This is a genomic window from Acetobacterium tundrae, assembly GCF_008086615.1.
GTDB lineage: Bacteria > Bacillota > Clostridia > Eubacteriales > Eubacteriaceae > Acetobacterium > Acetobacterium tundrae.
Window position 1 is genome coordinate 140,269 of record NZ_RXYB01000005.1, and the last position, 20,178, is coordinate 160,446.

17 protein-coding genes are annotated in these 20,178 nt (G+C 42.7%); 15 read left to right on the forward strand and 2 right to left on the reverse strand.

Features of this window, described 5'->3' with window-relative positions; all coding sequences use genetic code 11:
• Positions 1 to 15 precede the first annotated feature (15 nt).
• Complete coding sequence (locus FZC40_RS06145; RefSeq protein WP_243135766.1) at positions 16 to 4,263, forward strand: PolC-type DNA polymerase III; 4,248 nt, start codon at positions 16 to 18, stop codon at positions 4,261 to 4,263.
• 137 nt (positions 4,264 to 4,400) lie between these two features.
• Here FZC40_RS06145 and FZC40_RS06150 read toward each other — a convergent pair whose 3' ends face one another.
• Positions 4,401 to 5,021 carry a TetR/AcrR family transcriptional regulator gene (locus tag FZC40_RS06150; protein ID WP_186843739.1) on the reverse strand — a complete coding sequence of 207 codons (621 nt, stop codon included), beginning with the start codon at positions 5,019 to 5,021 and terminating at the stop codon, positions 4,401 to 4,403.
• A gap of 192 nt (positions 5,022 to 5,213) precedes the next feature.
• Between FZC40_RS06150 and FZC40_RS06155 the strand changes: the two genes are divergently transcribed.
• Together FZC40_RS06155 and FZC40_RS17550 are read left to right on the forward strand one after the other, a co-directional pair.
• Positions 5,214 to 6,374 (forward strand): uroporphyrinogen decarboxylase family protein, encoded by a 1,161-nt coding sequence (locus tag FZC40_RS06155; RefSeq protein WP_148603037.1) that lies wholly within the window; start codon positions 5,214 to 5,216, stop codon positions 6,372 to 6,374.
• An 11-nt stretch (positions 6,375 to 6,385) separates the two neighbouring features.
• Complete coding sequence (locus FZC40_RS17550; RefSeq protein WP_279233311.1) at positions 6,386 to 6,511, forward strand: hypothetical protein; 126 nt, start codon at positions 6,386 to 6,388, stop codon at positions 6,509 to 6,511.
• Positions 6,512 to 6,710: 199 nt separating this feature from the next.
• On the opposite strand, the gene FZC40_RS06160 is transcribed toward FZC40_RS17550, so the two are convergent.
• The gene (locus FZC40_RS06160) at positions 6,711 to 7,874 is read right to left on the reverse strand and encodes a 1-deoxy-D-xylulose-5-phosphate reductoisomerase (protein ID WP_148603038.1); all 1,164 of its coding nucleotides are present in this window, start codon (positions 7,872 to 7,874) and stop codon (positions 6,711 to 6,713) included.
• A gap of 395 nt (positions 7,875 to 8,269) precedes the next feature.
• Here FZC40_RS06160 and FZC40_RS06165 point away from each other — a divergent pair, with 395 nt between their 5' ends.
• The 12 genes from FZC40_RS06165 (at position 8,270) to FZC40_RS06220 (ending at position 20,174) form a co-directional block, all read left to right on the forward strand.
• On the forward strand, positions 8,270 to 9,418 hold the full coding sequence (locus FZC40_RS06165; RefSeq protein ID WP_148603039.1) for an iron-containing alcohol dehydrogenase: 1,149 nt from the start codon (positions 8,270 to 8,272) through the stop codon (positions 9,416 to 9,418).
• Between the two features lie 223 nt (positions 9,419 to 9,641).
• Positions 9,642 to 10,760, forward strand: a complete 1,119-nt coding sequence (locus FZC40_RS06170; protein ID WP_148603040.1) for a metallophosphoesterase family protein — start codon at positions 9,642 to 9,644, stop codon at positions 10,758 to 10,760.
• Entirely contained in the window at positions 10,757 to 13,066 is a 2,310-nt protein-coding gene (locus tag FZC40_RS06175; protein WP_148603041.1) for an ATP-binding protein, read from the forward strand. The genes FZC40_RS06170 and FZC40_RS06175 overlap by 4 nt, the downstream gene beginning before the upstream one ends.
• Before the next feature lie 106 nt (positions 13,067 to 13,172).
• Positions 13,173 to 13,523, forward strand: coding sequence for a hypothetical protein (locus tag FZC40_RS06180; RefSeq protein WP_148603042.1), 351 nt, complete (start codon positions 13,173 to 13,175; stop codon positions 13,521 to 13,523).
• Positions 13,520 to 13,936 carry an ATP-binding protein gene (locus tag FZC40_RS06185; protein WP_148603043.1) on the forward strand — a complete coding sequence of 139 codons (417 nt, stop codon included), beginning with the start codon at positions 13,520 to 13,522 and terminating at the stop codon, positions 13,934 to 13,936. The genes FZC40_RS06180 and FZC40_RS06185 overlap by 4 nt, the downstream gene beginning before the upstream one ends.
• 23 nt (positions 13,937 to 13,959) lie before the next feature.
• Positions 13,960 to 15,294 (forward strand): [Fe-Fe] hydrogenase large subunit C-terminal domain-containing protein, encoded by a 1,335-nt coding sequence (locus FZC40_RS06190; RefSeq protein WP_148603044.1) that lies wholly within the window; start codon positions 13,960 to 13,962, stop codon positions 15,292 to 15,294.
• A 295-nt stretch (positions 15,295 to 15,589) separates the two neighbouring features.
• A complete protein-coding gene (locus FZC40_RS06195) occupies positions 15,590 to 15,922 on the forward strand; it encodes an AraC family transcriptional regulator (RefSeq protein WP_148566341.1) in 333 nt (110 codons plus the stop codon).
• Between the two features lies 1 nt (position 15,923).
• Positions 15,924 to 16,640 (forward strand): PHP domain-containing protein, encoded by a 717-nt coding sequence (locus FZC40_RS06200; RefSeq protein WP_148603045.1) that lies wholly within the window; start codon positions 15,924 to 15,926, stop codon positions 16,638 to 16,640.
• A gap of 287 nt (positions 16,641 to 16,927) precedes the next feature.
• Entirely contained in the window at positions 16,928 to 17,401 is a 474-nt protein-coding gene (locus FZC40_RS06205) for an NADH-quinone oxidoreductase subunit NuoE family protein (RefSeq protein ID WP_148566339.1), read from the forward strand.
• 5 nt (positions 17,402 to 17,406) lie between these two features.
• On the forward strand, positions 17,407 to 17,955 hold the full coding sequence (locus FZC40_RS06210; RefSeq protein ID WP_148603046.1) for an ATP-binding protein: 549 nt from the start codon (positions 17,407 to 17,409) through the stop codon (positions 17,953 to 17,955).
• Position 17,956: 1 nt separating this feature from the next.
• Positions 17,957 to 18,355 carry a (2Fe-2S) ferredoxin domain-containing protein gene (locus FZC40_RS06215; RefSeq protein ID WP_148603047.1) on the forward strand — a complete coding sequence of 133 codons (399 nt, stop codon included), beginning with the start codon at positions 17,957 to 17,959 and terminating at the stop codon, positions 18,353 to 18,355.
• A gap of 19 nt (positions 18,356 to 18,374) precedes the next feature.
• A complete protein-coding gene (locus FZC40_RS06220; protein WP_148603048.1) occupies positions 18,375 to 20,174 on the forward strand; it encodes an NADH-ubiquinone oxidoreductase-F iron-sulfur binding region domain-containing protein in 1,800 nt (599 codons plus the stop codon).
• Positions 20,175 to 20,178 lie beyond the last annotated feature (4 nt).

Consider the following 20,178-nt stretch of genomic DNA (forward strand, 5'->3'; position numbering starts at 1 on the left):
GCGAATTCATTGAGTATGTTAACCCAACGTCAGGAACGATATCAAAAAATAATAGCAGACTATCACTTGGTGACCGATAGTATCAAAATCAATTCCAGTCAAGGGGAATTGATTTTTAAGTTTATCAGTTCCAAAAAGGAAACCGATACCGAGAACATTCAAACCGCGTTTGAAGAGATTTTCGATTATGCCAAAGCCCTAAAAATAGAAGTTTCACCCCGACAATATCAGGATGGGGAACAGCTGCTTTCAACAGATGCTCAGGGCGTCACCCAGCTGATGATGGGGATCAACTCCAAAATATCAGCGATTCTGTTGGTGAATACCCTGATGGCAGAGGGAAAAACCTTTTATGTTCGCGGCCGGTCCACCGGTGAAATCGACGGGGAAGCTTTGGTCATTTTCCGGAGCCGCTTTAAACGTCTGATTGCGGAAAACTATGGACTGGAGGATGCCGACCTGGTCGTTCGTTTTAGCGACGAGGAATCGGTAACCGAAAAAAGTCAGCAGGATCTGCAGAAGCGTTTGGCGACCATTAAACCGGTGGCACCCAAAAGCAGCACCGGCACCGCAAAATTGTCAAAGGCGGAAAAGCCTGGCGATGTGGTGATGGGAAGGAGAATCATCAATCAGATCGACCAGCTCCGAGAAGTTGACTTCAGTATCAATAGTGAATTTGAAGGAAAAACGATTGTCGTCAAAGGCTGGGCTTTTGGGGTCAACACCCGGCCATTAAAAAGTAATAAAACCCTGCTGACCTTTAACATAACCGATGATACCAGCAGCATAACCTGTAAAATATTCACCGATAAAGAAGAAGTTGTCGAGGCAATCAGAGAAGGCGGCTGGTATCTGATTGAAGGGAAAATCAATTATGATGACTATTCCCAGGAAATGATGTTTTATCCGAAGAATATCAATCTTTCAAAAGAAACCATCCGAACCGATGATGCGCCGGTAAAAAGAGTCGAACTGCATCTGCACAGCCAGTTCTCCGCCATGGATGCCGTAAGCAAGGTTGAAAAAATAATGAAGCAAGCTGCTGATTTCGGCCATGATACCATTGGCATAACGGACCACGGGGTTCTGCAGGCCTATCCGGAAATGATGGAGCTGGGAAGAAAGAAAAAGATCAAGGTTCTTTACGGCGTGGAAGGCTATTTGGTCGAAGACCAGCTCAATGTGGTTTTCGGTGATCAGGATCAGGACTTCTGCGGCGAGTTTATTTTCTTTGATTTAGAAACAACTGGCTTGATTCCGGGAAACCATAAAATCATTGAAATGGCCGCTGTTAAAATAAAAAACAAACAGATCATCGACAGTTTTACAGCTTTGGTCAACCCTCACTGCGAAATTCCGCCTTTTATTACCGAGCTCACCGGGATCACCAATCAAATGGTCGAAAACGGGATCGAACAAGAAGAAGCGCTAAAACAGTTTCTGGAATTTGCCGATGGAACCATTTTAGTGGCCCATAACGCCTCATTCGATATGAGCTTTTTAAACACAGCATTAGCGGAATACGGCATTGAGCGGGACAGCACCTCTGTGGATACCCTGGCAATGTCTCGATGTCTGCTGACCGGCATCACGAAACACACCCTGAAAAAACTCTGCAGTCATTTTAAAATAGACATGCAGAACCATCACCGGGCCCTGGATGACGCCGCCGCTTCGGCAAAAGTATTTGTCAAACTCATGGGTTTGGCAGAAAAGAAAGACTGCACCTCAATTCAGACATTAAACAGCCTTTCCAGCCAGGAACGAAGCATCCGCATCAATCCTACCAATCATATCATTATTTACGCCAAAAACCAGGCGGGAATTAAGGATTTGTATCGGCTGGTATCCGAGACCCACCTCAATTATTTTTATAAAAAGCCGCGAATCCCAAAATCGTTGCTGGCGGAAAACAGAGAAAACTTTCTAGTTGGTTCAGCCTGCGAGGCGGGGGAATTATTCACGGCGATGCTGCACAACAAATCAAAAACAGAAATTATGCAGATCGCAAATTTCTATGATTATCTCGAAATTCAGCCATTGGGAAATAATCAGTTCCTGATTGACAACAATAGCGTTCCCGATCAGGAAGCCCTTAAAGATTTGAATAAGCAGATTATTGATTTGGGAAAAAGTCTGAATAAACTGGTGGTTGCCACCGGGGATGTTCATTTTGTCAACAAAGAAGATTCGCTTTACCGGGAAATCCTCTTTACCGGGCAGGGCTATAAAGATGCTCACAAACAGCCGCCTCTGTATTACCGAAATACTCAGGAGATGCTGGATGAATTCGACTATCTGGATGAGGAAACCGCCCGGGCTGTGGTCATCGATAATCCCCGAAAAATAGCCGCTTTAATGGACGAAGTGCTGCCGATCCCGGACGACACCTTTCCACCGGTGATCGAAGGATCAGATGACGAAATCAGAGCAATGGTGGAAAACAAAACTCAGGAACTTTATGGGAATCCGCTACCGGAAATCGTGGAAAAACGGATGAACCGCGAACTGGATTCCATTATCGGAAACGGCTACTCCGTGCTTTATCTGATTGCCCAGAAACTGGTGCATCATTCCATGGAGGACGGCTATCTGGTTGGCTCCCGGGGGTCGGTTGGTTCTTCCTTCGTGGCAACAATGTGCGGGATTACCGAGGTCAACCCCCTGGCCCCTCACTACCGCTGCCCCAACTGTCAGCATTCCGAGTTTTTCAATGCGGCTGACGTTGGCGTCGGACCTGACTTGAAAGACGCCGACTGCCCTCACTGCGGAACAAAGATGGAAAAAGACGGGTTCGAAATTCCGTTTGAAACCTTCCTGGGGTTTGAAGGCGATAAAGAGCCGGATATCGACCTTAATTTCTCCGGCGATAATCAGGCCGAAGCCCACCACTACACCGAGGTGCTTTTCGGCAAAGGAAAAGTCTTTCGCGCCGGCACCATTTCAACCATTGCGGAAAAGACGGCTTTTGGTTTTGTAAAAAATTATTATGATGAAAAAGAGATAAAAGTGCCAAGAGCAGAGCTGGAACGGGTCATCAAGTGCTGTGCCGGAATCAAAAAAACCACCGGCCAGCATCCCGGCGGCATCATGGTCGTTCCGACCTATAAAGACATTTATGATTTCTGTCCGGTGCAGCATCCCGCAGATGACACCGAAAGCGACACCATCACCACCCATTTTGCTTATGAGTCCATCAGTGGACGGCTTTTGAAGCTCGATATTCTGGGCCATGATGATCCCACGATGCTCCGCATGCTGCAGGATTTAACCGGCATCGACCCGGTAAAGATACCGCTGGATGATGCGAAAGTGATGAGCCTTTTTGTATCCACCAAAGCCCTGGATTTAAAAGACGATGATTATGATTCGCCGCTTGGCGTTTGCGGTGTTCCAGAGTTCGGTACCAGTTTTGTCCGGGAAATGTTGCTGGACACCAAACCAACCGCTTTTTCGGATTTAATCCGGATATCCGGTTTATCCCATGGCACTGACGTGTGGCTGAACAATGCCCAGGAGCTGATCAAGCAGAGAACGGTAACGATTAAAGAAGCCATCTGTACCCGAGATGATATCATGCTCTATTTACTCGACAAAGGCCTGGAGGCTAAAACCGCCTTTACGATTATGGAGAAGGTTCGAAAAGGGAAGGGACTGACACCGGAATTTGAAAAAGCGATGCGCGACTGCAAGGTGCCGGAATGGTATATTGATTCCTGTAAAAAGATCAAGTACATGTTCCCGAAAGCCCATGCGGCAGCCTATGTAACCAGCGCTTTTAGAATCGCCTGGTACAAAGTATATTATCCCCTGGCTTATTACGCCACTTATTTTTCAGTCCGGGCCAGCGAATTTGATGCTCAGCTGGTCACCCAGGGAAAAGGCGCCGTGGTTGCCAAAATGAACCAGATTAAAGAATTGGGAATAAAGGCTTCCAACAAGGAAAAGGGTCTGCTGACCGTGCTGGAGATCGTCTATGAAATGCTGTGCCGAGGTTACTGCTTTAAAAATGTGGATGTGTATGAATCCCACTACAGCAAATTTCGAATTGTGGAAGATAGCTTGTTGCCGCCTCTCAGTGCCTTGGATGGGATTGGCGAAAAAGCCGCCCAGCGAATCTTCGAAGAGGCCCAGGTCCGGGCCTATATGTCAAGGGAGGATCTGCAGAACCGCACCAAAGTTGGCAAAGCGGTTATCGAGACCCTTGAGAAACAGGGCTGCCTCAACCAGCTGCCAGCTTCAAACCAGATTGCCTTTTTTTAGGACAACGAAAATAAATGTAAGTTTAGGTTCGTCGGAGCGCTTATCAATCGCTCCGACGATATACTGCATTAGGTTTGTTTGCTGAAACAAAAAGAGGGATGCTTCTTAATCGGTTTGGTTAAGAAGCATCCCTCTTTTTATACCTCAACAGCATCAGCCGATTCTTTAGCATTGATCCCCAACAAAGGCAATAAATAGACATAATAAAAATGGTTGAAATTCTCATCAAATTTATACCGGCCGGATTGGCCCACCCATTGGACTAGGATACCGAATAAATTAGTGAAAATAAAGTTGGAAATTTCAACCGGATTCAAACTTTTTCGAAAAACTTTCTCGACAATGCCACGACGGATGATATTTGTCATAATTCCTTTCTGGAAGGTGTTGGTAATAGCAAAATTCTTCCATTTCTTTTCCAGACTAAATTGAATAATGATCCCTGTTTCATTGATGTTCTTTTCCGAAAAACAGGCAACATACCAGTCAAACATGGCCCGCAACTGCTCAGTTGCCGGTAGATTAATACGCTGGGTGTAATAGTCTGAAATCTGTCCTTCCAGAAGTTTGTATTGTTGGAAAATCAAATCGGATTTTGATTTGAAATGATGGTAAAAGGAGCCTTTTGTGACCCCCAGCTCTTCACAGATCTGGTCCACCGTTACGTTGTCGTAACCGGTTTCATTGATGATGATCATAGCGTGTTCCAACATTATTTCTTTGGTATAGCGCATGCGTTTATTATTCGTTGTTTCCATAGTTATCCTTTTAAATATATTGAAATTCCCATTAAGCATAGCTTAAAATCGGTAAAAAATCAAGAATAGAAAATAACTTGACAACCATACTGAGAGTATGTTACCATCAAACCATACTTAGAGTATGGTTTGTGAATTAATAATGCAGATTCAATGAAAACGTTTGTAGGAAAACAAAAATAGGAGGAAAAAATGGGCGATACCTATCAAGAAAGAATTAATCGTATTAAAACAACGGTAAATCATCAGGAACCGGACAAAGTGCCAATCCTGTCAATGATCGGAACCTATGCGGTACATTACGCCGGCGGTACGATCCAGGAAATGACGGATCATCCGGAAAAAGAAATTGAATACTATTGCGAGCCGCATAAAAAACTGTATTCAGATGCAACCTATACGGCTGGGCTGGTGTTTGATGCAAAAAGCGCACAATGCATCGGAAGTGACAGCCATTTTGTTTCAAGTGATGGGGCTACCGTTCAGCACAAGGAAATAACTCCGATGGAAGACACTGAATATCCGGAATTAATTGCCGACCCGGAAGGTTACATTTTTAATAAGATGCTGCCAAGAAAAGCAAAAAAACTGGCAGGCACCACAGCGGAAAAATATGCAGCGATTAAAGAACTGGTCGATCACTGGAAAGTCAAAGGAATGATCCAGACTCAGCTAATCGATAAACTGAAAAACGATTATCAGCTGCCTGTCATTACCGGCAGTTTTGCCTATCCGCCATTGGATTATATATTTGACTATTTACGCGGGTTCAAGGGACTTTCATTAGATATGCGCCGACATAAAGAAGAACTGGTTGCCGCTTGCAATGCGATACAAGGGATGGCCGATGAATTTCTGGGAATCACAGAAGAGATGACAGACCTTCCGGATTTCCCCTTTTATGCCACCATGATGCACGTTCCAACTTTTATCAGCCCGAAACAATTTGAAAAATTTTTTGTGCCAACCTATGAAAAGTTGATTTATCGCATCCACAAACGCGGCGGAAAACTGATTATATTTTTAGAAGGCTCATGGGAAGCTAAATATGACTGGCTCAACAGCCTGCCAAAGAATTTTGCTATCGGCATTGTAGAAGGCGACAATATTTTTGAAGCTAAAAAACGCGTCGGGGACAATATTACCCTTGCCGGTGGAATGCCTCTTGAGATGTTGAAACTTGGCAAAAAGGAAGCATGCATTGATTACGCCAAGAAATTGGTCGATGAATTAGCACCAGGCGGTGGATATATCTTTGCTTCCAGCCGCGAATTGTTATCAAAAGGAGATGTCAATCCGGAAAACATGATTGAAACCTATAATTTTGTCCATGAATATGGCATCTATAAATAAGGAGAAATGAAATGGATGATGAGAAAACCGTATTAGAAGTTTTGGAAGAGATCAAGAAAAATGAACTGGCAGAGATGCCCGAAGAAGCAGCCAACGGCTTTATGGTATTGATCAAGTTCCTGATGCTGGCATCCTAAAAAAAGAACACTAGGGAAGCATGTCAATACAGGCAGGTCGGGGCGATTCTCAAAAGTTAGAATTGTAGGGGCGATTCTCAATCGCCCGGGAACGTAGGTTAGAAAGACCAACGTTTTCGGGCGGTCATGGACCGCCCCTACAGTAGATTCCCAAACAAATGTAAATTTAGGCATTGTAGGCGTGAAGCTGGTTGCTGAATCAAGAACGGCTGATTGTTATCTCCATGGCGATGCGCCTGGCCCAGGCATCCGAAGAAAGGACATCATCCAAAGTTGGGTTGGCAATCGCCGTGTGCTTTTCCATGACCGCGGCGTTAATCCGAGGAATATCCGAAAAACAAATTTCCTGATGCAAGAATTTCGCCACCGCTACTTCATTGGCGGCATTCAGCACACAGGTCATAGATCCCCCAATATCCAGAGCATCGTAGGCCAGCTGCAGGCAGGGAAAGGAGTGCAGATCCGGTTCCTCGAAAGTAAGCTCCCGAACCAGATGAAAATCAAGAGCCTGGCGATCATTGGCAATCCGATCGGGATAGAAAAAAGCAATCTGAATCGGGAGCGCCATATCCGGCAATCCCAATTGCGCCATCGTGGAGTGATCAATGAATTCGACCATGGAGTGGATGATGCTCTGAGGATGAACCACCACATCAATTTGGTCTCGGGGTAAATCAAAAAGCCATTTGGCTTCAATCACTTCCAAACCTTTGTTCATTAAAGTAGCCGAATCGATGGTGATCTTTTGTCCCATCGACCAGTTGGGATGTTTAAGCGCCTGGTCAAGGGTAACCAATTGAAGCTGTTCGGCCGTTTTGCCCCGAAAGGGACCACCGGAAGCGGTAATGATGATTCGTTTTATTTCCTCATGTTTATTCCCCATCAGACACTGAAAAATCGCACAATGTTCACTGTCTACCGGCAGGATTGAAACCCCCATTTTGGCAGCGGCATCCATGATTAGTTTCCCCCCGGCAACCAGGGTTTCCTTATTTGCCAGGGCGATATCGACGCCCTGATTGATCGCCGCCAAAGTGGGCTGCAGGCCGATCATTCCGGAGACCGCCGTCAGCAGCATCTCAATTTCCGACGCAGTTGAAACGGCGATCAGTCCGTCAACACCGGTAACCACCTCAACCGAACGGCCTTTCGCTTTCAACCGTTGCTCCAGAATAAGAGCAGCGTCATTGTTCATGACGCACACAATCCGAGGAGCAAATTTTTCGATCTGCTGTTCCAGGAGATCGATGCTGGTATTGGTCGATAAGCCCACCACATTCAAAGTGTCGCTGTTGGCTGAAACAACTTCCAGGGCCTGGGTTCCGATCGAACCGGTTGAGCCGATAATACTAATATTTTTCATAAATTACCTCGTTTTTAATTACAATTAGGTTATTGCCAAACCATACCGACAATTGTCATATCGTGTTGTATGCCTCAAGGCGAACAGGTGATAGCCTGTCCGAATTGTGTGCATACAACTGATTAACAATTGATCGGTATGGTTTGTAAGTGAATATGCTTTATTTGAATTCTCAATTATCCAAAGAAGACAATTCTATTTGATAGTATAACACAATTCTTAAAGAGAAGAAAAGAATGGTGAAAGCAACCGTTTATTATTCATAGTCGATGAGAAATTATAAGAAGGTATTCAACCGTCTCAATATTGTATCTCAAACCAATAAAATATTCCATTTCTCGAAAGCCTCCTTTGGCATATAATCATGTAAACGAATAAAATTTGGAGGTGCTCTTATGGCAAAAACCTATTATTTTCCACCAATCGTAATTATGGGACCAGGTGCAATTGAACTTATTGTGCCTGAGATTCAAAAAATGAATGTGAAAAAAGCTCTAGTTGTCACAGATAAAGTTTTGATTGAAACGGGTGTGGTACAGGATGTGCTGGATGTATTGAAAAGTGCAAAAATACCTTATGCCATATTCTCAGATGTTAAACCAAATCCGACCGTTGCCAATGTCAATGCCGGCTATCAGGCATTGCTGGATAACGAATGTGATTTTCTTATTAGTATCGGGGGCGGTTCGCCTCAGGATACCGCCAAAGGTGTCGCTATTCTGGGAACAAATCCCGGTGATATCTGCGATTATAATGGGGTTGGCAAAACGGCCAACAAATCACTGCCAATCGTGGCCATTAATACCACTGCCGGAACAGCCAGTGAAGCCACCATCAACTATGTCATAACCGATGAAAAACGTAAACTGAAAATGGTTATCGTTGATCCGAACAGCATTGCGACCGTAGCCGTTAATGATCCGGTATTGATGATGAAAATGCCGAAATCACTAACCGCGGCTACCGGTATGGATGCCCTGACTCATGCAATCGAAGGTTACACCACCGCCGGAGCAACACCATTTACAGATATGTTTAATATAGAAGCCATTAAAGTGATCTCAAAAAGCTTGCGAACAGCCGTTGCCGATGGCGATGATTTGGACGCTCGTGACGCGATGGCTTATGGTCAGTTCGTTACCGGCATGGGCTTCTCAAACGGCGGATTGGGAATCGTCCACTCCATGGCGCATCAGCTGGGGGGCTTCTATGATCTTCCTCATGGGGTCTGCAATGCCATCCTGCTTCCTTATGTTGTCGCTTATAACGCAGATGCCGTTGGGAGCCGTTTAAAAGATGTGGCCGTTGCAATGGGTGTTGATATTAGCCGTCTTGAACCGAAAGAAATTAATATTGCCGCTATTGATGCGATAAAAAAACTTTCAAAAGACGTCGGAATTCCTTCCGGATTAAAAGAAATCGGCGTAAAAGAAGAAGATTTTGCCGTACTGGCAGATATGGCACTAGTTGATGCCTGTACCCCAGGCAATCCAAAATGTCCGACCAAAGAAGATGTGATTGCCATATACAAAGCTGCTTTCTAAAATATTAACTAAAAAAGTCAAATCAGGTTAAGATATCAAAATTATATAATCGTTTCAACAGGCTCTCTGAATGCTCAGAGAGCCTGTTGCGGTTGTTTTAGTTACCCCGTAAAAACAGGTTTATTCAAATATAAAAAAATTAAATGTAACCTAGGTAAAATAATGATATAATATATAACTTGATAGACAAGCGTTAAAATTTATAGATGAGGAGGCAAAGAGGATGATTACAAGATTTATTCATTCAGGTGATTTCCACTTAGGTCGCCCCTTTACCTTTCAGCAGCAAGGTAACTACTTTGGCAAAAACAAGAGAAAAGAGCTTTGGAAAGCCTTTGACGATATGATTGCCTATGCCGGGAAAGAAGAAATACAACTGGTTCTCATAGCCGGGGATTTGTTTGACAGCGTCAATGTCCTGACCATGGACATAAAAAGGGTAGCAGAAGCTTTTGCTGGTTTGGAAAAAACTTGGGTGGTTCTCATTACCGGAAATCATGACTATCACGGCGACAATTCACCGTACAAAAAAGTGGATTGGTCAAACAATGTGTATATTTTTAGAGAAGATGTGTTTAGATCCATTTATATAAAAGAATTGAATACCGAAATTTATGGAATGTCATGGGTAAAAAATGAGTACCGGGCCTTCCCGGAAAGATCCTTTAACTCATTAAAATTAGACGATGCCCGCTACAATATTTTAATGGTACACGGAGAAGTGGCGAGTCAAACCCATTATCTTCCCATTGATTTGCATTATATCGAAAATAAAGGATTTGATTATATTGCGTTGGGACACATTCATAAGCCGGGCATGACCCCGGGAGGGGCAGCCTATTGCGGATCACCGGTACCCCTTAACTTTGGAGAAACCGGCGAGCGGGGATATTTAATAGCCAAGGTTGAGGCGGACTATGACAACAATGAGTACACGACGTCCAGCGGCTTTTATGCCATCCCATCGCGGCGGTACGAGACTTTTGAAATACAAATTACAGCAGAAGATTCATACAATGATATCATTGAAAAAGCGACCAGCTGCGATACCATTGAAAATCGTCTCCAGAATTATTATCGCCTGCGGTTTCTGGGGTATATCAATCCTGAGATACAACTGGATTGGATAAACGATGATTTGGAAGAGTCTTTTTATTATATCGAAACGGATGCCTCGCTATTGGAACCGGATATTGATCTTGAAAAACTGATTCAGGAGAACCGCGACAATCCGATTGGCCAATTTCTAGAAGCGTTAGGAAATATTGAAGATACCCAAGTGAAAAAGAAAGCGATCATTTACAGCATTGAAGCCATGATGAGTGAGGGGGTTTTAAAATGAAAATAAAAACCTTGAACCTGAAGGCTTTTGGAAAATTCAAAAATAAAACCATTGACTTCAAACCGGGACTCAATTTGATTTACGGAAACAACGAAGCTGGCAAAACAACGGTGCAGACCTTTGTCCAGGGCATGTTTTTTGGCTTTTTCAAGCCCTATCGAAAAAAGAAAACCTACAGTACGGAATATGAAAAATACCTGCCATGGAAACAGTTTGACTACAGCGGCTCATTAATCTATGAGGTGGATGACCGTGAAATCCGTTTGGAACGGAATTTTTTAAGAGGAAAAGACAGTTTGAAGATATTTGACAACATCACCGGTGAAGACATTAGCGATGAATTTAAATACGATGGGGTGATTCGTCAGCATTTGCCTCTGGGCAAGCTGGGAATGACATCGGGGATCTACAACAACACCATTAACATGCGGCAACTTTCTTCTGATACCGAATCTGGCGCGCAGGATGAAATGAGAGATTCTTATTTAGAAATGCAAAACACCAGCGGCATTGAGATGAATTTCAAAGGAATTGCCCAATGGCTGGAAGAAAAAAAGAAAAATATTGGCCGGTCAGGCCAGAGCAAGTCCCGAGTTGGCGCCGCAATACGTGAACGTGACGAGCTTTTGCAGGTCCTCAAAGAGGCGGAAGAAGCCTATGCGAAGGTAGCGGAAAATCAGGAAAAAATAACCCTCTATCAGAAACAAATGAAACGCATTGAAGCGGAAAATGATTATCTTACCCAGGAATCCGTCGTCAACCGTAAAAAAGAACTCCTGGAGTCCTACGAGAAAATTACCGAGATCGAAAAAGAAAATAGTCTGCTGGCAGAAAAAATCGAAGTGGGCGAAGGGTACAAAGATTTTAATTATAAAAACTTAGAAGGTTTGAAAGCGATTCGCGGACAGAGTGAGCGATTCAGCGATCAAATGGATTACATCGAAAAACAGGTCAGTGATTCACGTGAAAACCTTAAAAATATCCGCAAAAAAGAAGAAGCAAAACGCCTAACCATGGGGGGACATACCTGGGAGCGAATCAATGAGGACTATGATGCCTTTAAAAAACAAAAACATTCTGCGGAAGAGGTTAAAAACAAATCCAATATTGTTATCAGCGTTGTTTCAGTTATCCTGACACTTTTAGGAATTGGACTGACGGAAATATCGTTTTTGGGTCTTTTGCCGATAAAACAGAGTTTGGAAAATAGTTTGCTGATCTTTGGATTGCTACTGATTGTCGGGGGTGTGATTGGCTCCGTGTTTGGCGTCGCCGAGACCATCAAAAAGCGGAAAATAAAACAGGCGCGAATATTGAAACCGGGTCAACACGAAATACTGAAAAAGTATGGCGTCGAAGATCTGGAAAGCTTTGAAACCTTTTATAAAAAGGCCGCCCGAACACAAAATGAACTCGAACAAATGAAAAACGAAGGCGAACTGATAACCGTTCAGTTATCCCGACATCAGGCCGGGTATGAAGTTCTTTTTGAACAGCGCCGCAGTATTATGAAAGAACTGGACAACAAGTTAGCCCTGTACGATGTCGACACCGTTGAAGATTATGCCGACGGCTGTGAAAAAGCTCAGCGCCTGGAAGAAATGAAAATTCAGTTTAATGGGAATCTGCGATTATTAAAAAATCTGCTCGAAACAGTCAACGGCGGGAAAACAGCCGGCGGAAATGTGGTTTGGAAAAAGGCTTCGCCAAAATCCGATGAACTGCTTAGCCTGGGAAAAGAAATAGCCCGTTTAGAGGGCGAAAACAGCGCCTTAACGGATGGCGTTGGTTTACCGGTGGAAATCAGAGAAACCATTAAATCGTTGGATGCTCAAATTGATATCTGTGATATTGAAATTAAGGCCTGCAATGCGGTGCTTGAAATTCTGGGGAAAATCCAAAAAGGATGTCATCTGGAATCAGCACCAGAGCTTAATGATCACATCGGCGGCATTTTAGAAGATATTACCCAGCGTTATAAAGGGGTGAAAATCGATGAAGCCATGAAGGTCAGGGTGGTGAATCCCAGCGACGGCGATTTCAAAAATGCCGAACAATTAAGCGCCGGTACCATGGATCAGGTTCATTTTGCTTTTCGTTATGGAATGGGCGACGTCATTAATCATGAAATGCCCTTTATTCTAGATGAACCCTTTGTCAGATACGATAAACTTCGCAAAACTCAGGCCCTCAAATTATTAGCAGGGCTTAGCAAAAAACGTCAGGTTATTCTTTTTACCTGTGACGATGACGAAGAAAATCGCTTAAAAGCTTTGGGGGCAACCTATCACAAAATTCGACTGTAAGTTTTGAATGGTTTTAATCGTGAAAAAAATTACCCTAAATTTATTCCAATAACAGAGAAAAATCCGGTACAATTAAAAAAGAGTTCGAATGAAGGAGTAATGTTTTATGAAATTAAGTCGCGTACAAGAACTTCTCGAAGCGGTTGTATTGTCAGGAGAGAGCCATCTGGATGACGAGGTCCTCACAGGTTTTGGCTGTGATCTCATGAGTGATGTATTATGTTTTGCCCGGGAAGATGCTATTTTACTCACAGGGCTTATCAATAAACAAGTTCTGAATACGGTTGACATGGCAAATATGAACAGTATTGTTTTTGTCAGAAACAAGATGCCCAGTGAAGACGTGATAAAAATGGCACAGGAAATGAACTTATTGGTGATGTCAACAAAGTACATCCTCTTTGAGGCCTGTGGCATGTTATATGCAAATGGATTAAAGGGGGCACATCTTCGATGAGCTATGAACTCGTTTTTGAGGTTGAACGAGGAGATTTTGAAACAGCTGGAGGGGCCTCGAGAAAAATAAAAAAAACCTTGCAGCAATTAGGAATTTCCAGTAAAATCATTCGCAAGGTCTCCATTGCCGGATATGAAGGAGAAATGAACTTAGCCATTCATTCTTGGGGGGGAACGATTTTATTGCAGGTTGAAGAAAAAGAAATCATTTTGACCATTCAGGATAGCGGCCCGGGGATCCCGGATCTTCATCTGGCCATGACAGAGGGCTGGTCCACGGCCGGAGTTGAAGCGCAAAGAATGGGATTTGGCGCCGGGATGGGCCTTCCCAATATGGACAGAAATGCCGATCATTTTGAAATCGAATCAAAAGTTGGCAATGGCACAAAAATTTTAATGAAATTCTTTCTGTAAAAACATCAGAATAAGGAGAGAAAATGGATAAATTACTTCATTCCGTATATCTTGATGAGGCAAAATGTTTAGGCTGTACGACTTGCCTGAAAAACTGCCCGACCGGTGCGATTCGGGTTCGGGGTGGAAAAGCAAGGATCAACGAGTCCAAATGCATCGATTGCGGAGAATGCATCCGTATTTGCCCCCATCAGGCCAAGCTGGCAAAAACAGATCCATTGTCAAAAATAAACGACTATAAATATAAAGTGGCGATACCAGCGCCGGCGATTCTGGGGCAGTTTAAAACAAGCTATTCGATTGACCGGATTTTATCGGCCATTAAGGCCCTGGGTTTTGATGAAGTGGTAGAAGTTGCTTATGGCGCCGAAATCGTTGGAAGGGCGCTTAAATACGAATATCATGCCAAACGTTATCCAAAACCGCTTATTTCATCCGCATGCCCGGCCGTCGTTAAGCTGATTCAGGTTCGCTTCCCGGAACTGACGGATAATATCTGTCGCTTAAAATCACCGATGGCCTTGACAGCCCGATTGGTCAGGAAGCGTTTGCGAGAACAAACCAATTATCAGAATAAAGAGATCGGCATTTTCTTTATCACTCCCTGTGCGGCCAAGGCGACGATGGTGAATAATCCCTTAATTTCGGAATATGATCAATATGACCACATTGACGGGGCCATTGCCATCAAAGATATTTTCAGCGATGTCTCGGGGCTTTTAAATGATTGTAACCTTCAGGAAAGTATCCATAATTCAACACCGGATGCTTTTAGCTGGGCTGTTTCAGGTGGCGAAAGCGAATATTTGAAAAACAAAAATGTGCTGCATGTGGACGGTATTCAAAATGTCATCAGTGTGCTGGAAGAAATCGAATGCGGAAAACTCGATGGCATTGAGTTCTTTGAAGGCCTGGCCTGCATTGGCGGCTGCGTCGGAGGATGCTTAACCGTAGAAAATAATTATGTCGCCAAGATGTACATTCAGGAACGGGCAAAACAAATAAAACAGGAATCGATTATCCATTTGTCGGAAGAGTATGTGAAAAATATTTACAACACTGGGATGATGCATATTAAAGAAAGAATCCTACCGAGAAATCCGGAGCCTTTAGATGCCGATATCAATAAAGCCATCGAAAAAATGAAACAAATTGAAATGCTGGAAAGTAAGCTGCCGGGTTTGGATTGCGGCTCCTGCGGTGCTCCGGGGTGCCGGGCATTGGCAGAAGACATTGTCACCGGAAAAGCAAAAGAAATTGATTGCATCTTTGTTTTAAAAGACCGAATTCTCGAACTTTCCCAATTAACCAATGAACTTTTGCAGGTCGAACATCCAACCGGAAAAACCAGTGAATAAAAGATACACAAACCGTACCGACAATTGTTAGTGTTAGGGCGATTATTAATCGCCAGATATAAAGATGTATGTCCGGTAGATTATAAACGTATCACCGTAAGGGCGATCCATGATCGCTCGATATACGGATATAGATGTCCGTTCTGATGCAACCAACACGATGTAACAATTGTCAGTATTGCAGTCGCAAATGTATCACCGTAGGGGCGATCCATGATCGCCCGTCAACGTGGCTTCTAATATACATAAAGTATATTGATATATAAATTATATAAATATAATAAAGGAGTTATAAATGAAGGTTAGCGATTTATTAAAAAACAGCGAGTTTAAATGTCTCAATCCTCAGATTGGGGTTGAGGGGGAAATCAAAAGCGGCTATGTTGGAGATCTATTAAGTTGGGTCATGGCAAACGCCGGCAATGAATGCGCGTGGGTAACCATTCAAACGCATGTCAATATCATTGCCGTGGCAACGCTGCTGGAAATGGCCTGTGTGATCATACCAGAAGGCGCAGAGGTTGAAGAGAGCACCCTGGAAAGAGCGATCATAGAAGATATTCCCGTGATCACAACGGGTTTAAACGCCTACGAAGTCTGCAAAATTTTAGGAAACGCCGGCGTTTAAAATGGATAAGGTAGCCATCGATCTACATATTCATTCCGCCTTATCCCCCTGTGGAGAAGCGGAAATGACACCGAACAATATTGTAAACATGGCACTTTTAAAAGAAATCGACTTCATTGCGGTAACGGATCATAATTCCGGCAAGAATTTGCCGGCGATTTTAGCGGTCGCCAAAGAAGCTGGCGAAGGAATCTGTATGCTTCCCGGAATTGAGGTTACCACCAAGGAAGAAGCCCATATTTTGGCATATTTTCCGACCTTGGAAGGCGCCATGGAACTGGATGAAATTCTATACCAACATCTCCCCGAAGTAATGAATAGAAAAGCGCTGTTTGGCCCTCAATATATCATGAATGAAAATGATGTTATCATTGGTGAAGTGGATAAGCTACTTATTTCAGCCACCGATATTGGGATTGACAAACTCTGGGATATGGTTACAAGTATTGGCGGGGTGCTTGTGCCAGCCCATATTGATCGAAAATCTTATAGTATTATTGCATCGCTGGGATTCATTCCGCCAGAATTAGATATAAAAACCTGTGAGATTTCAAAAAATGAAACCGTCGAAAATGTTCTGAAAAATTATCAGTTCTTCAGAACTTATCAGTTCATTCATGGTTCCGATGCTCATCAGCTGGAAGACATGGCGGAGCGGATTTATTTTTTAGAGCTGGAAGATATGCAGCGGCAGACATTAATTCGTTATCTTGGATAAAATGAACATCTGATAAAGAAAAAGAGAATATGATAAAAAACAGGTTCAAATTAAGTGAATCTGTTTTTTTATGAAGAATAATTACACTTTTTCTGCAAAAACGGTAAAAGAGGTAGAATATTTATCCAAAAAAGACCATTAATTAACGTTTATTTTTAAAATATTGGGCAAAATGTTATCCGCTATAAATATAACGCTAACGGATTATTATGTGTTATAATGACTTCGTTAGAATATATGCAATCAAAGCGTAAAGGTTTGCATGATTTAATTAGGAGGTTTGAAAATTGGCTGAATTAATACCAGTTGAAAATTTGGATGTAGTAAAGGCAATCGTAGCCGAACACAAAGAAGTACCGGGTTGTTTAATGCAGATTCTGCAGGACACACAAACCAAGTACGGCTATTTGCCAATTGAACTACAAAGTACCATTGCAGATGAATTGGATATTCCCTTGACAGAAGTTTATGGTGTGGCAACATTTTATTCTCAGTTTACCCTTAAACCAAAAGGTAAATATAAAATTAGTGTCTGCTTAGGAACGGCCTGTTATGTACGTGGATCACAAGGAGTTATGGACAAAGTCAATAATATTCTTGGCACAATTGTTGGCGAAACAACTGAAGATGGAAAATACTCGGTTGATGCTACACGTTGTGTAGGCGCTTGCGGTTTAGCCCCAGTAATGATGGTTAATGAAGAAGTATTCGGTCGTATGACTATTAATGAAGTTCCTGCTGTTTTAGAGAAATTTAATTAATAAAAATGAAAGAGTTATCTCTTCACATTTTAGATGTTACACAAAATTCCATCAGAGCGAATGCCAAACTTGTCAATCTGACGATTTTTGAATCGATAGCAAAAAATGAATTTACCATTACCATTGAAGATGATGGATGTGGTATTTCGGCTGAAAAACTTCAATACGTCACCGATCCTTTTGTTACAACCAGAACCACCAGAAAAGTTGGACTCGGTTTATCTCTATTTAAAGCGGCAGCGGAAACGTGCGGCGGTTATTTTGAGATAAGCTCAGAGCTTGGGGTTGGGACAAAGGTGGTTGCTAGTTTTATGAGAGATCATATTGATCGTGTTCCGCTTGGAAACATGCCGGATACGGTGGTTACGATGGTAATGTCCTTCGAAGAGACGGACCTCATTTATGAACACAACTACAATAACCGTTCATTTGTTTTTAATACACGTGAAATTAAAGAGACCTTAGAAGTTACATCGTTAAATGAACCGGATATCCTTCAGTGGATAAGAGAGTTTATACGAGATGGTCTTGAAGAAATTATGGAGGAAGAATAATATGGCAAAGTCCCTAGCTGAATTAAAAGCGATTCGAGAAAAAAAATTAAACGAAATAAACTTAAGACATGGCAAAAACGGCTATCGCGTCGTTGTTGGAATGGCAACCTGCGGAATTGCTGCCGGAGCACGTCCTGTTATGGTTAAGCTGATGGAAGAAGTACAAGCTAAAAACCTGGTTGATGTAACCGTTGCACAAACTGGATGTATCGGAATGTGTAAACTTGAACCAATCGTTGAAGTTTATGATTCAAATGATGAAAAAGTAACCTATGTTCATATGACACCGGAAAAGGTTACAAAAGTCATTGAAGAGCATTTGGTAAAAGGTAATGTTGTAACTGAATATACCATGACTGTTGTTGATGGCAAAGTCATTGATACAACGGTTAAGGCTTAATTGAGGAGGAGAAGAGCAGATGGCATATAAACGTTCGCAGATACTAATTTGTGGTGGCACAGGATGTACTTCCTCTGGTTCCGTTACATTGGTACAAGAATTAAAAAAAGAATGCGTAAAGCATGATATACTCGATGAAATCGAAGTCATTCAAACAGGCTGTTTTGGTCTGTGTGAATTGGGACCGGTTGTAATAGTTTACCCAGAAGGTACATTCTACAGTCGTGTTACAATAGAAGATATTCCCGAAATGGTTGAAGAACATCTTGTCAAAGGTCGTGTCCTGGACCGACTTGTTTACACTGAAAAAGGCGATGGACATCATCCATTATCGATCAGCGAATTAGGATTCTTCAAAAAACAAAGACGTATCGCTTTGGCAAACTGCGGTGTTATTAACCCAGAAGACATTGATGAATACATTGGCTTCGATGGTTATTTAGCCCTTGAAAAAGTATTGACATCCATGACAGCACAGGAAGTTATTGATGAAGTAAAAGCTTCAGGACTTCGTGGTCGTGGGGGCGGAGGATTCCCAACCGGTCTTAAATGGCAATTTGCACATAATGCCGTATCACCAGATGGTGTTAAATATGTTGCCTGTAATGCTGATGAAGGAGATCCCGGCGCATTCATGGACCGTTCTGTTTTAGAGGGCGATCCCCATGCAATCGTTGAAGCGATGTCGATTGCCGGTTATGCAGTAGGAGCACAAAAAGGTTACGTATATGTTCGGGCTGAATATCCAATTGCTGTTCATCGTCTGCAAATTGCAATCGATGAAGCAAAAGAATACGGTATTCTTGGAGACAATGTTTTCGGAACAGATTTCTGCTTTGATTTAGAAATTCGTTTAGGCGCCGGTGCTTTTGTATGCGGTGAAGAAACAGCGTTAATGAATTCTGTCGAAGGTAAACGTGGCGAACCTCGTCCTCGTCCGCCATTCCCAGCAAACAAAGGTTTATTTGAAAGACCAACTGTTCTTAATAACGTTGAAACCTATGCAAATATTCCAAAGATTATTTTAAACGGGGCAGCATGGTTTGCTTCAGTTGGAACTGAAAAATCAAAAGGAACAAAAGTATTCGCATTAGGCGGAAAAATCAACAATACCGGTTTATTGGAAATTCCAATGGGAACAACACTTCGCGAGATCATTTATGAAATCGGTGGCGGTATTCCAAACGGTAAAGAATTTAAAGCAGCACAAACTGGTGGTCCATCAGGCGGCTGTTTACCAGCATCATTACTGGATACAAAAATTGACTATGATAACCTCATCGCAGCCGGCTCTATGATGGGTTCCGGTGGATTGATTGTCATGGATGAAGACAACTGTATGGTTGATATCGCCCATTTCTTCCTTGAATTTACACAGGATGAATCCTGCGGAAAATGCCCACCTTGTCGTATCGGTACCAAGAGAATGCTTGAAATTCTTGAAGATATCTGCGGTGGTAAGGGTAAAGAAGGCGATATTGAGAAATTACAGGAATTAGCAGAAGGAATCAAATCTTCAGCTCTTTGTGGATTGGGACAAACTGCTCCAAACCCTGTTCTTTCAACCATTCACTTCTTTAGAGATGAATATGAAGCTCATATCAGAGATAAAAAATGTCCTGCCGGCGTTTGTAAAGCTCTTCTTGATTTCAAAATTGAAGAAGAAACATGTAAAGGGTGTGGCATCTGTGCTAAGAAGTGTCCAGTGGATGCTATTTCTGGCGAAAAGAAGAAACCACATGTTATTGATACCGAAAAATGTATAAAATGTGGTACTTGTATTGAAGCCTGTCCATTTGGCTCAATATCAAAGGCTTGATGAG

Bases quoted from the DNA above. Each gene is read 5' to 3' on its own strand.
- FZC40_RS06145 (WP_243135766.1), top strand. From the start codon at position 16: ATGTTAACCCAACGTCAGGAACGATATCAAAAAATAATAGCAGACTAT.
- FZC40_RS06150 (WP_186843739.1), bottom strand. From the start codon at position 5,021: ATGGAAACAACGAATAATAAACGCATGCGCTATACCAAAGAAATAATG.
- FZC40_RS06155 (WP_148603037.1), top strand. From the start codon at position 5,214: ATGGGCGATACCTATCAAGAAAGAATTAATCGTATTAAAACAACGGTA.
- FZC40_RS17550 (WP_279233311.1), top strand. From the start codon at position 6,386: ATGGATGATGAGAAAACCGTATTAGAAGTTTTGGAAGAGATCAAGAAA.
- FZC40_RS06160 (WP_148603038.1), bottom strand. From the start codon at position 7,874: ATGAAAAATATTAGTATTATCGGCTCAACCGGTTCGATCGGAACCCAG.
- FZC40_RS06165 (WP_148603039.1), top strand. From the start codon at position 8,270: ATGGCAAAAACCTATTATTTTCCACCAATCGTAATTATGGGACCAGGT.
- FZC40_RS06170 (WP_148603040.1), top strand. From the start codon at position 9,642: ATGATTACAAGATTTATTCATTCAGGTGATTTCCACTTAGGTCGCCCC.
- FZC40_RS06175 (WP_148603041.1), top strand. From the start codon at position 10,757: ATGAAAATAAAAACCTTGAACCTGAAGGCTTTTGGAAAATTCAAAAAT.
- FZC40_RS06180 (WP_148603042.1), top strand. From the start codon at position 13,173: ATGAAATTAAGTCGCGTACAAGAACTTCTCGAAGCGGTTGTATTGTCA.
- FZC40_RS06185 (WP_148603043.1), top strand. From the start codon at position 13,520: ATGAGCTATGAACTCGTTTTTGAGGTTGAACGAGGAGATTTTGAAACA.
- FZC40_RS06190 (WP_148603044.1), top strand. From the start codon at position 13,960: ATGGATAAATTACTTCATTCCGTATATCTTGATGAGGCAAAATGTTTA.
- FZC40_RS06195 (WP_148566341.1), top strand. From the start codon at position 15,590: ATGAAGGTTAGCGATTTATTAAAAAACAGCGAGTTTAAATGTCTCAAT.
- FZC40_RS06200 (WP_148603045.1), top strand. From the start codon at position 15,924: ATGGATAAGGTAGCCATCGATCTACATATTCATTCCGCCTTATCCCCC.
- FZC40_RS06210 (WP_148603046.1), top strand. From the start codon at position 17,407: ATGAAAGAGTTATCTCTTCACATTTTAGATGTTACACAAAATTCCATC.
- FZC40_RS06215 (WP_148603047.1), top strand. From the start codon at position 17,957: ATGGCAAAGTCCCTAGCTGAATTAAAAGCGATTCGAGAAAAAAAATTA.
- FZC40_RS06220 (WP_148603048.1), top strand. From the start codon at position 18,375: ATGGCATATAAACGTTCGCAGATACTAATTTGTGGTGGCACAGGATGT.